Here is an 18,944-nt window from a genome sequence, read left to right on the forward strand (position 1 = left end):
TTGTGGGTGACTCTGTCCGGTATGACCACCGATGCGGATGTGCTCCTCCGGCTCGCCGGCGAGATCGACGACCTGGGGCGTCGTCTCGCCGTGGTGGGCGCCGAACTGCGGACCGTCCAGGCCGGGCAGCCGAAGCCGGCTGAACAGCCACGACCCCAGCCGCAGCAAGCCCAGCAGCAGCCCTGGCCCCAGCCGCCACCGCAGCAGGTGCCGCCGCCGTGGCCGCAGAACCCGTGGCAGCCGCCCCGGCAGCAGTACGTCCCGCCGCCGTCGCCCTACCTGCCTGCCCCGTCGCGTCCGACGCTGGGCGAAAAGCTCGGCAAGGAGGGCGCGGGCAGCCGCGTCCTGGCGTGGGTCGGTGGTGCCGTGACGCTGCTCGGCGTCGTCCTGCTGCTCGTGCTGGCCGTCCAGCGGGGCTGGCTCGGGCCGCTGCCGCGCGTGCTCGTCGGCGCCGCCTTCGGGCTCGCGCTGACCGGCGCCGGTGTCTGGTTGCACCGCAAGCCCGCCGGCCGCACCGGGGCGTTCGCGCTCGCCTGGACCGGCATCGCGACGCTGTACTTGGACGCCGTCGCCGCGACGTCGCTGTACGACTTCCTGCCGGTGCTCGCCGGGCTCGCCGCGGGCCTGGCGATCGCCGTCGGCGGGCTGCTCGTGGCCCTGCGCTGGGAATCGCAGCTGCTGGCTGCCGTCGTCGTCGTCGGCTGCGCGGTGTGCGCGCCGATGATCACCCGTGGGTTCGCCCCCGAGCTCGTCACCTTCCTGCTGATGGTCCAGCTGGCGACGGCGCCGGTCCAGCTGCGCCGCGACTGGTCGTCGCTGACGCTCGCCGCCGGGGTGCCGACGCTGTTCGCCTCCGTCATCAGCACCGCGGCCGGGCACGGTGGCTGGCAGAACACGGCCGCGGCGCTCGGCGCGGGGGTCGTCGGCATCGCCCTCGCGCTGATCGTGCTGCGCCGCCGCGAAAACGACCCCGCCGCGCTGTCCGTGCTGGCGACGGCGGTCGTGCCGGCGCTGGTCGCCGCGCTGCTCCTGCCGAAGGCCCAGGCCGTGCCCGTCGCGGCCGGCGCCGCGGTGGTCCTCCTGGGTGTCTGGACGGCCCGCCGCTGGTGGCCGGGGCTCGCCGGGCACCTGGCCGGGCTCGCCGGGCTGCTGGCGATCCTGCAGGCGACGGTCACGCAGTTCGACGGCCCGGCCCGCGCCGCGGTGCTGCTCGGCGAGGCGCTGCTGCTCGTCGTGGCCGCGGTGGGCGGACGCACCAGGTTCGCGCTGGGGGCCGCGCTCGGCTTCGCGACGATCGGTGGCCTGGTCGGTGTGTTCTTCGACGTCACGCCCGCTTTGCTGCTGGTGGACCGGATCCGGCCGGCGAGCGACGTCGCCGGCGCGCTCGCGGTCGCGCTGCTGCTCCTCGCGGTTTCGGTCGCGCTGCCGTGGGCGGCGGTGCGGCTGGCGGTCTTCCGCGGGCCGGCCGACGACCTGCCGATCTGGCTCGTCGCCGGGGTTTCCGCGCTGTACGGCGCCGCCGGGGTGGTGCTGTGCGGGGCGCTCCTGGCCGTTCCCGGCCGCACCGGGTTCCTGCTGGGCCACGCGCTGATCACGGTGTCCTGGACGGTCGTCGCGCTCGTGCTGCTGCTGCGCGGCATCGACGTCGTCGCGCTGCGCGTGATCGGGCTGGTCCTGGTCGGCGCGGCGGTGCTCAAGCTGGTGCTGTTCGACCTGTCGGCGCTGGACGGCCTGGCGCGGGTCGGCGCGTTCCTCGGCGCGGGGCTGGTGCTGCTCGCGGCCGGGACGCGGTACGCGCGCCGAGTCGCCTCGCACTAGCGCGGGAAGAATTGTCGGTGCCTCGTGGTTACCTGGGTCACAAGCCCGACGACCAGGGGGTAGTACCGATGGCAGAACCGAAACTCGCCGACCGCGCCGCGGAGAAGATCGGCTGGCTGACCACCGTCACGCCGAAGGGGCGGCCCGCGCCGCGGCCGGTGTGGTTCGTGCTCGAGGGCGACGACATCGTGATGTTCAGCAAGCCGGACACCGCGAAGCTCCGGCACCTCGCGGCCAACCCCGAGGTGAGTTTCCACCTCAACGGCAACGAAAGCGGCGGCGCGATCCTCGTCGTCAACGGGAAGGCGCACGTCGAGGAAGGCGCGGCGTCCGAAGCGCCGGGGTACCTCGACAAGTACGGCCCGTCCTACGGCGCCATCGGGTTCGAGACGCCGGATGCCTTCGACGCCGAGTACTCCGTCCGCATCCGCGTGGTGCCCGACCGCACCTGGGGGTGGTGAGGATCAGTCCACAGTAGACAATTCGACCCGCATGACCACGCGTCGCGGGGTGGGGTGGCCGACCTCCTCGAAACCCGCGTCGGCGAACACCTGGCGGGCGCCGACGTGCAGCTCGCCCCAGGTGATCTCCTTGCCCGGCCGGGTGATCATCGGATAGGCCTCGAGCGCGCGGGCCCCGCGTTCGCGGGCGAAGCCGATCGTGGCGCGGGCGAGCGGGTAGGTGAGGCCTCGGCCGCGGAAGCCCTTGCGGACGGCGAAGCACGTCACCGCCCAGACGCTGTCGTCGTCCTTGTCCTCGGTACGGCCGGTCCACGGGACGCGCGAGCCGCGCAGCTTGGGGTAGGCCGTCCGCGGTTCGACGGCGACCCAGCCGGCCGGCTCGCCGTCGACGTAGGCCACGAGCCCGCTCGTGGCGGCGCCCGGCTCACCGCAGGCGGTCTGGGTCCGCAGCATGGCGGTGCGCTGCTCCTGTGTGGAGTCGCGCCAGATCCAGCCGGGGGCCTTGAACCGCTGGCACTGGCAGCGGCCGGGGTAGTCGGCCGTCCCGAAGATCGCGACGAGGTCGTCCCACGACGCCTCGTTGGCGGGGACGATGGTGACGTCTCCGGGCGTCATGGCGCGTCCTCGCCCACCAGGCCGTCCACGGCTTCGCGAAGCAGGTCGGCGTGGCCGGTGTGGCGCGCGTACTCCTCGATCATGTCCGCGATGATCCGCCGCAGGTTCGGGGTTCGCCCGTCGGGCCAGGTGAAGTGGCCCGGCTGCCCGGCATCGCCCTCGGCCAGGGCGGCGGCGACCATCGCGCGGGACCGGACGACCGCCGCCTCCCAGAGGGCGTACAGCTCTTCCGGGCGGTCGACGGCGGCCGTGGACCACTCCGAGCCCGGCTCGGCGGTGTCCCACGGCGGCCCGATCGGCTCGCCGCGCAGCTTGACGGCGAACCAGTCGGCCTCGACGAAGGCGAGGTGCTTGAGCAGGCCGCCCAGCGTCATCGTGCTCGCCGCCGTGGTGGCGCGGAGCCGGTCGGCGTCCAAGCCCCCGCACTTCCAGGCGAACGTGCGCCGGATGCGCTCGAGGGTGCTCAGGAGCGTCGGGATCTCGTCTCCGTCCACCACGAGCGTCGCGTCTGTGTCGGTCATGGCCGCGAAGCTTAGGATCCTTTCCGGACGATCCACTTCCGGAATCGAGAGATCCCATGGCGGACGACACGAGCCCGACGGCGCGGGCCCTGCGCACCCTCGAACTCCTCCAAGCCTGTCCGGGCATCACCGCCGGCCGGCTCGCGGACAAGCTCGGCGTCTCCGAACGCGCCGCCCGGCGCTACGTCGGCATCCTGCGCGAAGCCGGCATCCCGGTCGTCTCCACCCGGGGGCCCTACGGCGGCTACCGGGTCGGGCGCGGCCTGCGGCTGCCGCCGCTGACCTTCAGCCCCGCCGAGGCTCTCGGCCTGGTCATGGCGGTGCTCGACGGCCACCACGACGCCGGTGATCCCGCCACCTTGGTCGGCAGCGCGCTCGGCAAGATCGTGCAGGCCCTCCCCGAGCCGGTGGCCGCGCAGGCCGAGGCCGTCCGGCGGACCGCCGCGCCCGCGCCGGACACCGCCGCCGCGCGGCCCGACCCCGGTACGACCGCCGCCCTCGTGCACGCCTGCGGGGAGCACCGGCGGGTCCGGCTCGGCTACCGCTCCGAGGCCGGCACCGAGTGGGCCGGCGAGGTCGACCCGTGGGCCGTCGTCGTCCGGCACGGGCGGTGGTACCTGCTGTGCCGCACCCACCCGAAGGGCGCGCGCCGGGCGTACCGGATCGACCGGGTCCGCAGCGTCGAAGCCGGTGACGACACCTTCGAGCCACCTGCGGACCTCGACCCGGTCGCCATGATCGAGGACCACCTCGCCGCCGGCTGGGAGTACGAGGCCGAGGTCGTCATCGACGCGCCCCTGCACCGGGTGGACCGGTGCCTGCCCCGCGCCGCCGGACGGCTCGAGGCCGTCGACGACCGGACGACGCGGCTGCTCGGCAGTACCAGCAACCCCGCGTGGTACGCCGAGCAGCTCGCGAAGATCCCGGCGCCGTACCGGATCGTGCGGTGCCCGGAGATCCGGCAGGCCGTGCGGACCCTCGGGGAGCGACTGCTCGCGGCGACCTGAACCAGCGGGTGGAGAGGGGTGCGTCCGCGTATCGTTTTCCCGTGCCCGAGCAAACCGGCGAGACCCGCGACGAGAAGCTGACGCGCAACGTCGGCGAGCTGCTGCAGGAGCTGCGGGTCGCGCAGGCGGGCGTGCAGATCCTCTTCGGGTTCCTGCTTTCGGTCGTGTTCACCGACCGGTTCCACGACGCCAGCGGGTTCGAGAAGTCACTGCACCTCTCGGCGGTCGTGCTCGCGGTGGCCGCGACGGCGTTGCTGACCGCGCCCGCCGCGTGGCACCGGCTGCTGTTCCGCACCGGCAGCCGGGACCGGATCCTGACCGTCGGCAACCGGCTCGTGCTGGTCGGGCTGGTCTGCCTGGCGCTCGCGATCACGTCCACCGTCGCGCTGATCGCGAAGGTCGTCTACGGCGGGATCGCGATGGTCGTCATGGCGGTGCTGGCCGTGCTGCTCTTCGGGCTGCTCTGGTTCGTCATGCCGTTCCGGCTGAACCCCGCCGAAGATCAGCTGACGGGACCGCCCAGGTAGAGCGTGTCCTCCTGGACGAAGCAGAGCGGGTTGCCGAACGGGTCGTCCGCGTAGAAGGACCGTTCGCCCCAGAACTGGGTTGCGATCGCGTCGTCGATCCAGCGCGGGCCGGCGGCCTGCACGCGCCGGAACGTCTCGTCGACGTCTTCGACCGCGAGGTAGACGATCCGCGGGTCCCGCTGCGGACGCGGTTCGCGGTGTTCGAGCGGCGCCTCGACGCAGGCGAGCACCACGTCACCGCAGGTGAAGTAGTGCCGGTTGACCGCGATCCGCTCGCCGGGGTGGCCGAGGACCGGTTCGTAGAACGCGACCGCCGACTCGATGTCGTCGACGGGCTGGATCATCCGGAACACCCGCGGGCCGCTCATGCGCGAACAGTACCGCTGTTCATCCGGAGTTCGGCAGCAGTTGCCGGGGCGGTCGGGCGGCGCCCGTAGCTTCCCGCCCGTGACTGACACCTCTCGCCGGACCTTCCTCCTCGGCGCGGGCGCCGCCGCCGCGGCGACCCTGCCGGCCGTCGCCGTCGCGCCGGCCGCCCAAGCCCAAGCTCAGGGCCGTCGCCCGGACCCCGAAGATCCGCGTTTCACGCTCGTGGTCATGCCGGACACGCAGTACCTGTTCGACGAGGACCGCGGTGACGCGGCCCCGCTGGACGCCTCGCTGCGGTACGTCCTCGACGAGTCGGACGACAACGTTGTCTTCCTCGCCCACCTCGGAGATCTCACCCAGAACGGCCGCGCGGACGAGTTCTCGCGGATCAGCCGGTCCTTCCAGGCCCTCGACCGCCGCCGGTTCCCGTACAGCACCCTCGCGGGCAACCACGACATCGACGGTTCGAAGGACGACCAGCGGGGCCCTTCGCCGTACCTCGACGCGTTCGGCCCGCAGCGCCAGCGCACCTCGCCGACGTTCAGGGGCGCGTCCAAGGACGGCTACAACACCTACCACGTCTTCCGCGGCGGCGGCCGCGAATGGCTGCTCCTCGCCCTGGACTGGCGTCCTTCGGCGGGCGGCCTGAACTGGGCGAAACAGGTTCTCGCGCAGCACCCGACGCTGCCCGCGATCCTCACCATCCACGAGCTGGTCTGGGCCGACGACGACCACCAGGCCCAGTTCTCGACCTTCGGCGAGCTCGTCTGGAAGGAACTGGTCGACGGCAACGACCAGATCTTCCTGACGCTGAACGGCCACTACTGGCCGACCGGGCGCGTGGTGCGCAAGAACGCCGCCGGGCACGACGTCCACGTCCACATCGCCAACTACCAGGACCGCTACTACGGCGGCAGCGCGATGGTCCGGCTCTACCAGTTCGACCTCGCGCGCGGCGTGGTCGACGTCCGGACGTTCTCGCCGTGGCTCGCCGCGCAGGACCACCTCAGCGAGATGCAGCAGGTCGAGGTCGAGCGCAGCGGCGCGGCCGACTACTTCAGCCTGGAGATCGACTTCGCCGAGCGCTTCAAGGGGTTCGCGCCGGTGCCGGTCCCGCCGGGTCGTCCGGCGAAGCAGCTGCTGGTGCCGGGAACGGTCGCCTACTGGCGCTTCGAGGGCGGTCAGGACAGCAAGCCGGTACCGGACGACGTCGTCGTGCGCGACCAGACCGGCCGGGGCAATGACCTCACCCGCGTCACCGCGCCCGGCAGCGGGCCGGATCAGCTGAAGTACGCGAACGAGTTCTCGCCGCGGCAGCCGTCGCGGGCGAGCCTGCGGTTCGACGGCGGCCGCGACCCGAGCCGCGGCGCGTACCTGCGCACGGTCGACGCGGCGCCGATGAACAAGCTGAAGTTCGAGCGCGGCTACACCGTCGAGGCGTTCTTCCGGCTGCCGGCGAACTTCAAGGACGGCCACCACGGCTGGTGCGGCCTGTTCGCCCGGGAGGGCAGCGGCGCGGCCGCGGGCAAGACCGGCGACGACCCGAAGGAATCGGCCGCCACACTGTCCCTTTCGGACGGTGGGGAGCTGCAGTGGGCGGTGTTCCCGCTGAACCAGGACCGGATCTCGACGAACTGGGGCCACGAGCTGCCGGTCGAGAGGTGGTGGCACGTCGCGGTGGTCAACGACGGGCGGCGCACGGTCGTGTACGTCGACGGCTGCCCGGTGGTGCGCAACCCGGCCACGCCGGCGATCGGGCTCGCGAACCCCGGCGGTTCGTGGCTGGTCGGTGCGTCGTCGTACGACGGGAAGGTGGACCGGAGCTTCGCCGGGCTGCTGGGCGACGTGCGGGTGGTCGACCGGCCGCTGAGCCCGCGTGAATTCATGCTGGACTGAGGCCCTTGACAGCGGGTGGACAATAAAAAATCGACGTGCCTTCCGATAAATAAAGGAAGACTCGCCGAATGTAGCTTCAGTCTAACCGCTGTGAGGGGAATTTGTCAAACCAGGGGTACGACGAGGAATTGCGGGCCGAGCGTGCGTACATCTGCGGGCTGTACGCACGCCTCGACCGCGAACGTGACGAGGCGCGCGCCCGCTACCGCCGCGCGCTCGGGGAACCGGGGACCACACTGGTGGAGCGGGACGCGGACGTGCGCGTCCGGGCCCGCGAGACGGTCCGGCTGAACGTCGCCGACAACGGGCTCTGCTTCGGCCGGCTGGACGCCCTTTCGGGCGAAACCAGCTACATCGGCCGGATCGGTCTCTTCGACGGCGAAAACGACTACGAACCCCTTCTGCTGGATTGGCGGGCTCCGGCGGCGCGGCCGTTCTACACCGCCACCGCGGCGACGCCGGAAAACATGCGCCGCCGTCGCCAGTTCCACACGCTGGGGCGCCGGGTCGCCGAATTCACCGACGAGGTGCTCGGCAGGCCGGGTGACCACGAACGCGGGGACGCGGCGTTGCTGGCCGCGGTCAACGCGCCCCGCGGCGAGGGCATGCGGGACATCGTCGCGACGATCCAGGCCGAGCAGGACGAGATCATCCGGCTCGGCCACCCGGGGGTGCTGGTCGTCGAGGGCGGGCCCGGCACCGGCAAGACCGCCGTCGCGCTGCACCGGGTCGCCTACCTGCTCTACACCCGGCGCGAGCGGATGTCGCGCAGCGGTGTGCTGGTGGTCGGGCCGAGCCCGCTGTTCCTCGACCACATCGGCCGCGTGCTGCCCTCGCTCGGCGAGTCGGACGTCGTCTTCCTGACCACCGGCGACCTCGTGCCCGGGCTGCGCGTCACCGCCGAGGACCCGCCGGAGGTGGCGAAGCTCAAGGGGTCGCTGAAGATCCTCGACGTGCTGGGCGCGGCGGTCGCCGACCGGCAGAAGGTGCCCGACGAGCCGGTGCCGGTCGAGCTGGCCGACGTCACCGTGGCGCTCGACGCCGGCATCGCGGAGGAGGCCCGGCTCGAAGCGCGCCGGTCCGGGCTGCCGCACAACGAGGCCGGCGCGGTCTTCCGCGAGCACGTCGTGGCGCTCCTCGCCGAGCGGGCCGTGGCCCGGATCGGCGAGGGCTGGCTGACCCCGGAGGACCGCGGGGCGTGGGCCGACCTGCGTGCCGACGTGCTCGACGAGCTGGCCGAGCACGAAGGCCTCGACGCCGCGCTCGGCGCGTTGTGGCCGGAGCTGACGCCGGAGACGCTGCTGGCGCCGCTGTACATGTCGCCGCGCCGGCTCGAGGCCGCCGGTGCCGATCCGGCCCTGTTCCGCGCGGACGGCGCGGCCTGGACGGTGTCGGACGTGCCGCTGCTCGACGAGCTGGTCGACCTGCTCGGCCGGGACGACGCGGCCGAACGGGCCGCCGCGCGCCGCCGGGCGGAGGCGGACGCGGAGTACGCCGAAGGCGTCATGGACCTCATCAAGCTGGACCGGGAGGAACTGGACGAGGACCTCGGCCTGGTCGCCACCGACCTGCTCTACGCCGAAGACCTGGCCGACCGGTTCGTCGAGCACGACACCCGCGACCTCGCCGAGCGCGCGGCCGCCGACCGCGACTGGACGTACGGGCACGTCGTCGTCGACGAAGCGCAGGAACTGTCCGAAATGGACTGGCGGGTGCTGATGCGGCGGTGCCCGAGCCGCTCGTTCACGGTCGTCGGCGACCTGGCGCAACGCCGCAGCGCGGCCGGGGCGACGGCGTGGGGTCCGGTGCTGGCGCCGTACGTCGCCGACCGGTGGCTGTACCGGGAGCTGACCGTGAACTACCGGACGCCGGCGGAGATCATGACCGTCGCCGGGGCGCTGCTCGCGGAGTTCGCGCCGGACGCGCGCCCGCCGGAATCCGTGCGGGCGAGCGGGGTCCGGCCGTGGTCCAGACATGTCGCGGAGGACGGGCTTTCGGACGCCATCGACGATTTCGACCGCGCCGAAGCCGAGCGCGAGGGCACCAGCGTCGTCATCGGGCCGCCCGGCGTGCCTGGCACGGTCCCGGCGTCGGCGACCAAGGGCCTGGAGTTCGACGCGGTCCTCGTCGTCGAGCCGGAGCGGATCCTGGCCGAGGGCGCGCGCGGCGCGGCCGAGCTGTACGTCGCGCTCACCCGTGCCACGCAGCGCCTCGGGGTGCTGCACCGGGATCCGCTCCCGGCGGCGCTGGCCGGGCTCGCCGAAAGGGGCGTGCCCGCGCGGGCCGGCCACCGGCGGTTCCTGTAGCGGCTCGTGAGTGAGAAACAGTGTTCAAACGCTGTTTCCCACTCACGACGGGCCTACGCCGTGAGCCGGCCCCAGGCGTAGTTCTGCTTGGCCAGCTTCAGGTAGACGAACAGCTCGGTCCCGGACACGCCGTCGATCTTGCGGATCTCCTCGCCCAGCACTTCGAGCATGTGGTCGTCGTCCCGGCAGACGAGTTCTGCCAGCAGGTCGTAGCGCCCGGCGCACAACACGACGTAGTGCACGTGCGACAGCTCGGACAGCTTGTCCGCGACCGAGCGCGGATCAGCGCCGTCGACGCTGATCCCGACCATCGCCTGTCTGGTCAGATCGACGTTGGCCGGGTCGGTCACCGCGACGATCTGCATGAGGTCGTCGCGCAGCAGCCGTTGGACACGCTGGCGGACGGCACCCTCCGAAAGCCCGACGGCCTTGGCGAGCGCGGTGAACGACGCCCGGCCGTCCTGCTGCAGCAGGGCGATCAGCGATCTGTCCGTGTTGTCCAGTCCGCGCGCACGTGAATCTTCACCCATGCCGTCCCTCCCTGTGTTTCGGCATGTGATTTGTCAAGTGCGCAGCGTATCGAGACCTGACCAGAAAGCGAGACCCCCGCGCCAGCTTCACGTGATCCGGCGCCAGGATCGTGATTCGCCGAGGAATCGGTGGCTGTGGAGGAAACTCACGAGTCATTCCGAGGCGGCCACTGTGCGCCCGCGCACAGCCGCACGCGCTCGCGGGGCGTCGCCGGGTACCGTCTGGCGGCTCTGCCCTCTTCCGCAACCCCTGGAGGACCAACGCAATGCCGGAGGCCGTGGCACTCGGCGCCGCCCCCGCCGTCCCGGAGAAGGGACTGCGCGGGGGTGCGCTGGGCATGGTGTCGTCGATGGTCATCGGGATGTCGTCGACCGCGCCGGCGTACTCGATCGCGGCCACGCTCGGGCTGATCGTGCTGGCCGGCACCGGGTTCAAGGCGGCCGCGTTCGTCCTGGTGTCCTTCGTGCCGGTGCTGTTCGTCGCGGTCGCGTTCCGGGAGCTGAACGCCGTGGAACCCGACTGCGGCACCAACTTCACGTGGGCCACGCGGGCGTTCGGCCCGCACGCCGGGTGGTTCACCGGCTGGGTCGTCACGGTCGCCCAGCTGCTGGTGATGAGCAGCCAGTCCGCGCTCACCGGCCGGTACACGCTGCTGCTGTTCGGCGCCTCGGAGGCGGCGGGCAACCGGTGGGTCACGACGGCGATCGGGGCCGCGTGGCTGCTCGCGCTGTGCTGGCTCTGCCACCGCGGCATCGAGGTGTCCGCGCGGGCGCAGTGGATCCTGCTCGGCGTGGAGCTCGCCGTCCTCGTGCTGTTCTCCGTCGTCGCGCTGGCCCGCGTCTTCGAGGGCACGGCCGGGCCGCAGGCTTCGGTGCCGAGGCTGGACTGGCTGTGGCCGGGCGGGGTCGGCGCCGGCACCGCGGTTTCGGCGGTGCTGCTGGCCGTGTTCATCTACTGGGGCTGGGAAAGCTCGCTGTCGGTGAACGAGGAGTCCGCCGACCCGCGGCACGCACCGGGCCGCGCCGCCGTGCTCTCGACCGCGCTGCTGGTGCTGAACTACCTGCTCGTCACGGTCGCCGCGCTGGCCTTCGCGGGGGTCGGCGCCTCCGGAATCGGGCTGGGGAACGCGGCCAACTCCGACGACGTCCTCGCCGGGCTGGGCGACGCGGTGTTCGGCGACGGCGCGGGCGGAAAGGTGCTGGGCGTGCTGCTGATCGTCTCGGTGCTGACCAGCGGCGCGGCCACCAGCCAGGCGACGATCATGCCCGCGGCGCGCACGACGTTGTCGATGGCCAGCCACGGCGCGCTGCCGCGGGTCTTCGGCCGCGTGCACCCGCGGTTCCGGACGCCGTCGGTGGCGACCTGGACGTTCGGGCTCGTGTCGCTGGCGGTGTACGTGCTCCTCGCGCTGGTCAGCGACAACGTGCTGGCGGACTCGGTCGACGCGGTCGGGCTGACCATCGCGATCGAGTACGCGATGACGGCGCTGGCCTGCGTCCGGGTGTTCCGCCGGACGCTGTTGGCGAGCGTGCGCAACTTCGTGCTGCGCGGGGTGCTGCCGTTCACCGGCGGGGTGTTCTTCCTGGCCGTGCTGGTGTTCGCGCTGGTGGAGTACGCGAAGCCGGACGCGGGCGAGACGACCGTGTTCGGCGTCGGCGGGGTCGCGGTGATCGGTGTGGTGTCGATCGTGCTCGGGGTGCCGCTGATGGTCGCCGTGCACCACGCCTGCCGCGACTTCTTCGCCGGCCGCCGCCTGCCGCGCGGGGTGGTGCGGCGCGGCGGCGACGGCATCGAACCGGTCTAGAACCACGTGTCGAGGGCGACGTCGAGCGGGCCTTCGCCGGCCCAGGCGATGACGCCGTCGGGCCGGAGCAGCAGCGGGCCGGTGTTCGTCACCCGGACGACGTCGACGCGGGGGTCCGCCGGGTGCCCGGTCGTCAGCAGGAGGCCACGGCCGGTGCAGGTGTGCTCGTGGAGCCTGCTTTTGCGCCCTTCGGCGTCGACGAGTTCGAGGTCCGGGCAGTGCTCGCCGACTGGCGCCGAGGCGGGGTAAGGGAAGTCGTAGCGGATCCCGGTCCCGGCCAGGAGGTCCGCGAAGTACTTGTTCGCTTCGGGCAGGTCCATCAGCTCCGCGACGATCTCGCGCAGCGCGTCGACGTGCGCGCCGGGTGCCAGCAGCGCGGACTGCGCCCTCGTGTTGCGTAGCACCGCTTCGCCCGCTGGGTGCCTTTCACGCGTGTACGTGTCGAGGAACGCTTCGGGCTTGTCGCCGCGAAGGACGGCGCCGAGTTTCCAGCCGAGGTTGGCCGCGTCGAGCAGGCCGAGGTTGAGACCCTGGCCACCGCTCGGCGAGTGCACGTGCGCGGCGTCACCGGCGAGGAAGACGCGGCCGTGGCGGTAGTCGCCGACCTGGCGGGCCTGGTCACCGAACCGCCGTTCCTCGCGGAACTCCTCGACGACGACGTCCGTGCCGGTGATCCGCCGGACTCTCGCGGCGAAGCCGGCCGCGCCGGCCGGCTCCGGGTTCGACGCGGGTTCGGTGATCCCCACCATGCTGCCGCCGCGCAGGAAAGTGCCACCGGCGTACCGCCCGGGCGGCGGGACGTCGCCGGCGAACCGCGCCTGCCCGGCGACCGTGCGCAGCAGCGCCGGCGTGCCGGGGAAGGCGAAGCCGGCCAGCTTGCGGACGGTGCTGCGGCCGCCGTCGCAGCCGACCGCGTACCGGGCGCGCCAGGTCCGCCCGGCGGTCACCGTGACACCGTCCACATCGGACTCGCAGGCGGTGACCTCGTGCCCGCGCAGCACCCGGATGCCTTCGGCGTGCTCCGCGAGGACGCGTTCCAGCTCCGGCTGCCAGATGTTCGTGCGGGGCCGGCTCGCGTCCGGGGTGATCTTGAAGATGTTCGCGAAGTGGCCGCGGGTGCTGCCGTGGTCGCGGGCGAGGTCCTTCGTGCCTTCGACGTCGGCTTCGGCGAGCCGGTCGCCGAGACCGCGTCGCCGGAGCGCCTCGGTCGCGAGCGCGCCCAGGCCGCGTGACTTCGGTTCTCCGGACGGGGTCGTGCGGCGTTCCAGGACCAGGGGTTCGGCGCCGGCCAGCTTGAGCTCGGCCGCGAGGAACAGGCCCACCGGGCCCGCGCCCACGACGATGACGTCGGCATCCATCCTTCCTCCTTAACTTGTTAAGGGGCTGAGAATGTCCTTAACAAGTTAAGGCGTCAAGGAGGAGCATGCCGCTGGAAGCCGGCGACGCCGTGCGTGTCGCGCTGGACCTGCTGGAAGACGAGGGCCTGGACAAGCTGACCGTGCGGCGGCTCGCCACCGAGCTGGGTGTCAAGGCACCCGCGTTGTACTGGCACTTCCGGAGCAAGCGTGCGCTGCTCGACCACCTGACGGACGCGATCGTGGCGCCGGTCGTCGCCGGGCTGCCCGACGGTGGGCCCTGGCTGAAGTGGCTCGAAGACGCGGGATTCGCGCTGCACACGGCACTGCTCGCCCACCGCGACGGCGCCCGCGTCGCGCTGGGGGCCGATCTCATCGTGGCCCGCGCGCTCGGCGAGCTCGCCGAGCGCGCGGTCGGGGTGCTGCACGACGCGGGCTTCCCGGTCGGCGAGGCCACCCGCGCGGCCGGGGTGCTGGTGCACTTCGTGCTCGGCCGGGCCGTCGAGGACCAGACGCGGCTGCCGCCCGACGAGGAGGCGGCGGTGATCGCGGCCGAGGCGTTCCCGTTCCCGCTGATGGCCCGTGGCCTGCGGGAACGAGCGGGTTCGGCCGTCGAGGACGATTTCCGGTACGCGCTCGGCGTGCTGCTCGCCGGGTTGGCGGTGGCTAACCGAGGTCGCGGCGGCTGAGGTCCTCCTCGGTCTCGCGGCGCACGAGCAGCGTCGCGACGCCGTTGCGGACGCCGACCAGCGGCGGCCGTCCGACCTGGTTGTAGTTCGACGCCAGCGAGTGGTGGTACGCGCCGGTGCACGGCACGGCCAGCAGGTCACCGGGGTGCAGGTCGCCGGGCAGGCTGATGCCGTCGGCGAGGACGTCGCCGGATTCGCAGTGCCTGCCGACGACGGTCACCGGGATGCGCCGCTCCTTCGACCGGCGGCCGACCAGGCGCGTCGTGTAGCGGGCGCCGTAGAGCGACGGCCGCGCGTTGTCGCTCATCCCGCCGTCGACCGCGACGAACGTGCGGCTGCCGCGCTTGACCGCGCAGACGCGGTACACCGTGATCCCGGCCGGCCCGACGAGTGCCCGGCCCGGCTCGATCGTCAAGCGCGGCAACGGGAAGCCGTGCGCCGCGCATTCGTAGGCGAGTGCCACGCGCAGCCGACGTGAGTAGCCGCCGAGGTCGAACGCGGGTTCGCCGCCGACGTACGGCACCGCGTGCCCGCCGCCGAGGTCGAGCTCCCGCAGCGTGACGCCGTGGGTGTCGCGGACCCGGACGAGCACTTCGGTCATCCGGCGCGCGGCGGCCTCGTAGCGGTCGACGCGGGACACCTGCGAGCCGATGTGGCAGTGCAGCCCGGCCAGCCGCAGCCCGGGCTGGGCGAGCACGGCCCCGACGGCGGCGTCGACGTTGTCGGGAACGCCGTCGAGCAGCGAGAAGCCGAACTTCTGGCCCTCGGTGCCGGTGCTGATGGCCGCGTGCGCGCCTGCCGCCACGCCCGGAGTCACGCGGATCATCACCTGCTGCGCGCCGGGGGCGAGTGCGCCGAGCTGCTCGATCTCGTCGAGCGAGTCGACCACGATCCGCCGGACGCCGTACTCGAGAGCGGCCTTCAGGTCTTCGGGCGTCTTCGCGTTGCCGTGCAGCAGCATGCGCTCCGCCGGGAAGCCGACTCCGCGGGCGACGGCGATCTCGCCGGCGGAGCAGGTGTCGAGCGACAAGCCCTCTTCGGCGACCCAACGCAGTACGGACCGCGTGCACAGCGCCTTGCTCGCGTACGCGACTTCGACGTCCGGCAGCGCGCGGCGGTACTCACGCGCGGTGTCGCGGACCTGCTGTTCGTCGATGAGGTAGGACGGCGTCCCGAAGCGGGCGGCGAGGTGGCTGACCCTCGCGCCGGCGAAGAGGAGTTCGCCGTCTTCGCCGAGTCGGGTGCTTCGCGGCCAGACTCCTGGCTCGAGGTGATCGGCGGCTTCGCAGCCGAGGCTGGGAAGAAGCTCGCTGAGCGTCACGGGTGCCTCCGGGCATCACGGCGGATCGGACCCGGTCAGGACACCGCCCTTCGCGCGTCCGATGATCGCTCGTGAATGCCGTCCTGACGGACTCCGGCCGCTCGCTGACGCCTTGTTAACGCGCGAGTAACTTCGGCCACACCTCGCTTGACCTGCGCAGAGCCGCACGGACGGACGTCAGCGGACGGGCTCCGGGACCGTGTCGAGCTCGTGCACCATGCGCACGGCCAGGGCGAGCGCCTTCGCGTCGCCGAGCTTGGTGTCCTCCATGACGATCTTCTTCACGCGGTCGATGCGCAGCTGGTAGCGGGTGGGGGAGGTCGGTGCGGTCATCGTTCGGTCCTCTTCTGCTCTTCGAAGGCTGTGGTCGTGTGGCTCTTGTGGCCCCGGGGACCTTCCGGGCTCTGGTGGTCCTGCACGGTGCCGCACACGCAGCCGCGCTCGGCCGCCTGGCCGGCCGTGGTGGCCGCGCAGTAGCGGCGCGCGATGGCGTCGTGCGTGCCGAGCGGGTGCGGGCAGCTCGGGCACTGCGTGCCGGAGCGGGGTACTTCGGGCGCGTCCGGTGCCGGGGTCGTCACGCCGTCGCCTCGGCCGAGCGCCGTCGCAGCGGTTCGCCCGCTTCGTGGAGGTGCTGCAGCACGTACCCGTAGGAGCGCGCCCACCCGCACTGGGCGTAGGAAATCCCGCGCCGGGCGCAGAAGTCCTGCACGATCACCTGGGCGTGCTTGAGGTTCGGCCGGGCCATGCTCGGGAACAGGTGGTGCTCGATCTGGTAGTTCAGGCCGCCGAGGGCGAAGTCGACCACCCGGCCGCCACGCACGTTGCGCGAGGTCAGCACCTGCTTGCGCAGGAAGTCCAGCTTGTGCCCGGCCGACAGCATCTCCATGCCCTTGTGGTTGGGCGCGAACGAGCAGCCCATGTACAGGCCCCACAGGAACTGGTGCACCAAGATGAAGATGATCCCGGTGAGCGGCGAGAGCACGATGAACACCGCGGCGAGGTAGGCGACGAGGTGCGCGATCAGGAGCGTGGACTCGAGCTTGCGCTTGCGGATGTCCTTGCGCAGCACCGCTTTCACGCTCGAAACGTGCAGGTTGAGACCTTCGAGCAGCAGCAGCGGGAAGAACAGGAACGCCTGGTACTTCGCCATCCAGCGCAGGAAGCCGCGCTTGCGGGAGCTCTGCGCCTTGCTGAACGCGAGCGCCGCGATGTCGACGTCCGGGTCCTCGTCCTCGTTGTTCGGGTTGGCGTGGTGCCGGGAGTGCGTGCCCATCCACCAGCCGTAGCTCAGCCCGGTGAGTCCACCGTGGACGAACCCGGTCGCGTCGTTAGCCTTGCGGCTGCTGAAGATCTGCTTGTGCCCGGCGTCGTGCCCGATGAACGACAGCTGCGCGAACATCATCGCGAAGAACGCCGCGAGGAACAGCTGCCACCACGAGTCGCCGAGGAAGACGAACGCGACCCAGCCCCCGCCGAAAGCGGCGAGGTTGAGCCCGATCCGCACGGCGTAGTGCCGGCGGCGTCGCTGGAGGAGGCCGGCGGCCTTGATCAGCCGCGACAGCTCGGCGAAATCGCTGCCCGCCGTCGCGGGGGTATCCGGAATTTGGGTTGAAGTCATCGGCGTCACCGCTCTGGGCTAAGTCGTTGAAGGCTTGTCCAGCAACGGTTTCCGGCCCCGACGGGTCCGGGTCCGGTCCGGGAAAAGGGCACTGGGGCCTGGTCGCGGTGGTACCGCGTCCTCCCCCAAGCCTCTCACCCCACCGGCTCGATGGCAATTCCCCGGAGGTTGCCGCGGAGGTGTACAGTCAGCCACATCGGGATGAAGGTGATCTACCACACACCCGTGACCTTCCGGCCGGATCGCTCCGACCGGGGACAGGAGCCGAGTCCGGGTCCGGAACCCGCTCGTACGCAACCGTGTCGGCCGATAGGCCGGCGAGCAGCCTCCCGTAGCCGCGCAGAGCGGCACCCGGGGTGCCCAGTTGGGTTGCTACAGCTTGTTCTTCCGGTGGGCTCCGGTCAGGCGGCTCGTCGGCGAGCCGGGATTCGGCGTCACCGCGCTCCGGCGCGCCGACGAGCCGCCATTTTCACGAAAGCCCCCAGGACGAGAGCAGCCCGAAGAGCCGTTCGCGTTCGGCTCCCGTCAGCAGCCGGCTCGGCGGCCGGACGTCGGGACGGCACAGGCCGAGCTGGCCGAGCGCGTCCTTGACGACGCTGACGTTGTTGGCGCTCCCGTTCGCCGCGCGCAGCTCCTCGAACGGCCGGATCCGCTCCCAGACGGTCATCGCGGCTGGATAGTCCCCTGTGGACAGTGCGCGGAACATCTCCAGCGAGATCGCGGGATCGACGTTCACCAGGCCCGAGGTGAAGCCGGTGGCGCCGACGGCGAAGTACCCGGGCGCCGAAAGCTCGGCGAGACCGGCGATCCACACGAACCGCTCGAAACCCGCGTCCCGCGCGACCGAGCCGAACCGCACCGGGTCCGGCACCGCGTACTTCACGCCGATGACGTTCGGCGCCGCCTCGCCCAGCGCGTGCAGCTGCTCGCCGCCGATCGCCGGGTTGCGGACGTAGAGCACGACGCCGAGTTCGGGCACCGCGGCCGCGATCGCGGCGTGGTAGTCGACCCAGCCGTCGCCGGAGATGTACGGGTGCACGGGCTGGTGGATCATGATCATGTCGGCGCCGGCGTCCCGCGCGTGCGCGGCGGCCCGCGTCGCCGACGCGACGTCGTGGCCGATCCCGGCGAGCACGCTGCCCCGGCCGGCCACGGCCTCGACGGTGACTTCCAGGCACTGCCGGGCTTCGGCCGCGTCCAGCGCGTAGAACTCGCCGGTGTTCCCGTTCGGCGTAACGACTTCGACGCCGCCGGTGATCAGCCGGTCGACGAGTTTCGCGTACGTCTGGCCGTCGACGGCGCCCTCGGCGTCGAACGGCGTGACCGGGATGGCCACCACCCCGGACAGCCGCCGCCTCTGCTGCTCGAACGTCATCGGGCCCCTTTCGGATCGCCGGTCTCTGCGGTGCGCTCGCCCGGGAGCCCGAAGGCGATCCGGTCGATGAAATCCGTGATGTGCTTGCGAAGCAGGTGTTCGGCCTGCCGGGCGTTCCCGCTCTCGGCGGCGGTCAGGATCGCGCGGTGTTCGCCCGCTTCACCCTGCCACGTCGGGCTGATGCCCCAGCCGGTGGCGGTGATCAGCGCGGCCTGGTCGCGCAGGCCGTCGAGGATCTCGATCAGCAGCGGATTCCCGCACCCGGAGTAGAGCGCGCGGTGGAACAGCCGGTTGGTCAGGCTGGCCTTGGCGCGGTCGGCGGCTGCGCTGCCGGTGTCGACCTCGGCCAGGACCTGCCGCGCCTCGCCGAAGTCCGCACCGCGCTCGACAGCGCGTCGGACGGCTTCGGGCTCGAGGAGCGCGCGCAAGTCGTAGACCGCGTACGCGCTCTCGGCGTCCATGACCCGGACCGCGGCCCCCTTGTACGTGCTCATCGTGACCAAACCGGAACCGGCCAGGATTCGCAGCGCTTCGCGCACCGGGGTCTTCGACACCCCCAGCAGGGCGCCCACCTCGGCCTCGACGAGCGTTTCGCCCGGTTCGAACTCCCCGCTCAAGATCGATTCCTTGATGGCGTCACGCACGAAATCCGTGCGCGAGACGGGCGGCGGCGGCCTCCGGGCCGAAGCAGAGCTCGCCACTGGCATGTCCGATCTGATATACGATGCGAC

At 72.0% G+C, this 18,944-nt stretch carries 19 protein-coding genes; 8 read left to right on the plus strand and 11 right to left on the minus strand.

Annotated elements, in window-relative coordinates:
- Nucleotides 1-21 precede the first annotated feature (21 nt).
- Both QRX60_RS13575 and QRX60_RS13580 read left to right on the plus strand, forming a co-directional pair.
- Complete coding sequence (locus QRX60_RS13575) at nucleotides 22-1,818, plus strand: DUF2339 domain-containing protein (RefSeq protein ID WP_286001138.1); 1,797 nt, start codon at nucleotides 22-24, stop codon at nucleotides 1,816-1,818.
- Nucleotides 1,819-1,886: 68 nt separating this feature from the next.
- Nucleotides 1,887-2,279: a pyridoxamine 5'-phosphate oxidase family protein gene (locus tag QRX60_RS13580; RefSeq protein ID WP_286001139.1), complete on the plus strand. Its 393-nt coding sequence runs from the start codon at nucleotides 1,887-1,889 to the stop codon at nucleotides 2,277-2,279.
- Between the two features lie 3 nt (nucleotides 2,280-2,282).
- Here the strand turns inward: QRX60_RS13580 and QRX60_RS13585 are convergent, their stop codons facing one another.
- On the minus strand, nucleotides 2,283-2,894 hold the full coding sequence (locus QRX60_RS13585; protein WP_286001140.1) for a GNAT family N-acetyltransferase: 612 nt from the start codon (nucleotides 2,892-2,894) through the stop codon (nucleotides 2,283-2,285).
- Nucleotides 2,891-3,415 (minus strand): DinB family protein, encoded by a 525-nt coding sequence (locus QRX60_RS13590; RefSeq protein WP_286001141.1) that lies wholly within the window; start codon nucleotides 3,413-3,415, stop codon nucleotides 2,891-2,893. The genes QRX60_RS13585 and QRX60_RS13590 overlap by 4 nt, the downstream gene beginning before the upstream one ends.
- A 56-nt stretch (nucleotides 3,416-3,471) precedes the next feature.
- Here QRX60_RS13590 and QRX60_RS13595 point away from each other — a divergent pair, with 56 nt between their 5' ends.
- Both QRX60_RS13595 and QRX60_RS13600 read left to right on the plus strand, forming a co-directional pair.
- Complete coding sequence (locus tag QRX60_RS13595) at nucleotides 3,472-4,422, plus strand: helix-turn-helix transcriptional regulator (RefSeq protein WP_286001142.1); 951 nt, start codon at nucleotides 3,472-3,474, stop codon at nucleotides 4,420-4,422.
- A 41-nt stretch (nucleotides 4,423-4,463) separates the two neighbouring features.
- Nucleotides 4,464-4,949 (plus strand): DUF6328 family protein, encoded by a 486-nt coding sequence (locus QRX60_RS13600; RefSeq protein WP_286001143.1) that lies wholly within the window; start codon nucleotides 4,464-4,466, stop codon nucleotides 4,947-4,949.
- Here QRX60_RS13600 and QRX60_RS13605 read toward each other — a convergent pair.
- Nucleotides 4,925-5,317, minus strand: a complete 393-nt coding sequence (locus QRX60_RS13605; RefSeq protein WP_286001144.1) for a VOC family protein — start codon at nucleotides 5,315-5,317, stop codon at nucleotides 4,925-4,927. The genes QRX60_RS13600 and QRX60_RS13605 overlap by 25 nt on opposite strands.
- Before the next feature lie 79 nt (nucleotides 5,318-5,396).
- Between QRX60_RS13605 and QRX60_RS13610 the strand changes: the two genes are divergently transcribed.
- Both QRX60_RS13610 and helR read left to right on the plus strand, forming a co-directional pair.
- On the plus strand, nucleotides 5,397-7,214 hold the full coding sequence (locus QRX60_RS13610; RefSeq protein ID WP_286001145.1) for a LamG-like jellyroll fold domain-containing protein: 1,818 nt from the start codon (nucleotides 5,397-5,399) through the stop codon (nucleotides 7,212-7,214).
- A gap of 101 nt (nucleotides 7,215-7,315) precedes the next feature.
- On the plus strand, nucleotides 7,316-9,520 hold the full coding sequence (gene helR, locus QRX60_RS13615) for an RNA polymerase recycling motor ATPase HelR (RefSeq protein ID WP_286001146.1): 2,205 nt from the start codon (nucleotides 7,316-7,318) through the stop codon (nucleotides 9,518-9,520).
- 53 nt (nucleotides 9,521-9,573) lie between these two features.
- Here the strand turns inward: helR and QRX60_RS13620 are convergent, their stop codons facing one another.
- Nucleotides 9,574-10,050 (minus strand): Lrp/AsnC family transcriptional regulator, encoded by a 477-nt coding sequence (locus QRX60_RS13620; RefSeq protein ID WP_286001147.1) that lies wholly within the window; start codon nucleotides 10,048-10,050, stop codon nucleotides 9,574-9,576.
- A gap of 266 nt (nucleotides 10,051-10,316) precedes the next feature.
- Here QRX60_RS13620 and QRX60_RS13625 point away from each other — a divergent pair, with 266 nt between their 5' ends.
- A complete protein-coding gene (locus QRX60_RS13625) occupies nucleotides 10,317-11,855 on the plus strand; it encodes an APC family permease (protein ID WP_286001148.1) in 1,539 nt (512 codons plus the stop codon).
- On the opposite strand, the gene QRX60_RS13630 is transcribed toward QRX60_RS13625, so the two are convergent.
- Entirely contained in the window at nucleotides 11,852-13,213 is a 1,362-nt protein-coding gene (locus QRX60_RS13630) for an FAD-dependent monooxygenase (protein WP_286001149.1), read from the minus strand. The genes QRX60_RS13625 and QRX60_RS13630 overlap by 4 nt on opposite strands.
- A 65-nt stretch (nucleotides 13,214-13,278) precedes the next feature.
- Between QRX60_RS13630 and QRX60_RS13635 the strand changes: the two genes are divergently transcribed.
- Nucleotides 13,279-13,899: a TetR/AcrR family transcriptional regulator C-terminal domain-containing protein gene (locus tag QRX60_RS13635; RefSeq protein WP_286001150.1), complete on the plus strand. Its 621-nt coding sequence runs from the start codon at nucleotides 13,279-13,281 to the stop codon at nucleotides 13,897-13,899.
- On the opposite strand, the gene lysA is transcribed toward QRX60_RS13635, so the two are convergent.
- From lysA to QRX60_RS13665, 6 genes are all read right to left on the minus strand, one after another.
- The gene (gene lysA, locus QRX60_RS13640) at nucleotides 13,877-15,220 is read right to left on the minus strand and encodes a diaminopimelate decarboxylase (protein ID WP_286001151.1); all 1,344 of its coding nucleotides are present in this window, start codon (nucleotides 15,218-15,220) and stop codon (nucleotides 13,877-13,879) included. The two genes, QRX60_RS13635 and lysA, sit on opposite strands and share 23 nt — an antisense overlap.
- 177 nt (nucleotides 15,221-15,397) lie before the next feature.
- The gene (locus QRX60_RS13645; protein ID WP_286001152.1) at nucleotides 15,398-15,553 is read right to left on the minus strand and encodes a DUF6307 family protein; all 156 of its coding nucleotides are present in this window, start codon (nucleotides 15,551-15,553) and stop codon (nucleotides 15,398-15,400) included.
- Nucleotides 15,550-15,798 carry an RGCVC family protein gene (locus QRX60_RS13650; protein WP_286001153.1) on the minus strand — a complete coding sequence of 83 codons (249 nt, stop codon included), beginning with the start codon at nucleotides 15,796-15,798 and terminating at the stop codon, nucleotides 15,550-15,552. The genes QRX60_RS13645 and QRX60_RS13650 overlap by 4 nt, the downstream gene beginning before the upstream one ends.
- On the minus strand, nucleotides 15,795-16,838 hold the full coding sequence (locus tag QRX60_RS13655; RefSeq protein ID WP_286001154.1) for a fatty acid desaturase family protein: 1,044 nt from the start codon (nucleotides 16,836-16,838) through the stop codon (nucleotides 15,795-15,797). The genes QRX60_RS13650 and QRX60_RS13655 overlap by 4 nt, the downstream gene beginning before the upstream one ends.
- Nucleotides 16,839-17,307: 469 nt before the next feature.
- Nucleotides 17,308-18,213, minus strand: a complete 906-nt coding sequence (locus tag QRX60_RS13660) for a dihydrodipicolinate synthase family protein (RefSeq protein ID WP_286001155.1) — start codon at nucleotides 18,211-18,213, stop codon at nucleotides 17,308-17,310.
- Nucleotides 18,210-18,914, minus strand: coding sequence for a GntR family transcriptional regulator (locus QRX60_RS13665; protein WP_286003584.1), 705 nt, complete (start codon nucleotides 18,912-18,914; stop codon nucleotides 18,210-18,212). The genes QRX60_RS13660 and QRX60_RS13665 overlap by 4 nt, the downstream gene beginning before the upstream one ends.
- Between the last annotated feature and the right edge of the window lie 30 nt (nucleotides 18,915-18,944).

Origin of the sequence: Amycolatopsis mongoliensis, assembly GCF_030285665.1 — a bacterium.
Taxonomy (GTDB): Bacteria; Actinomycetota; Actinomycetes; order Mycobacteriales; family Pseudonocardiaceae; genus Amycolatopsis; species Amycolatopsis mongoliensis.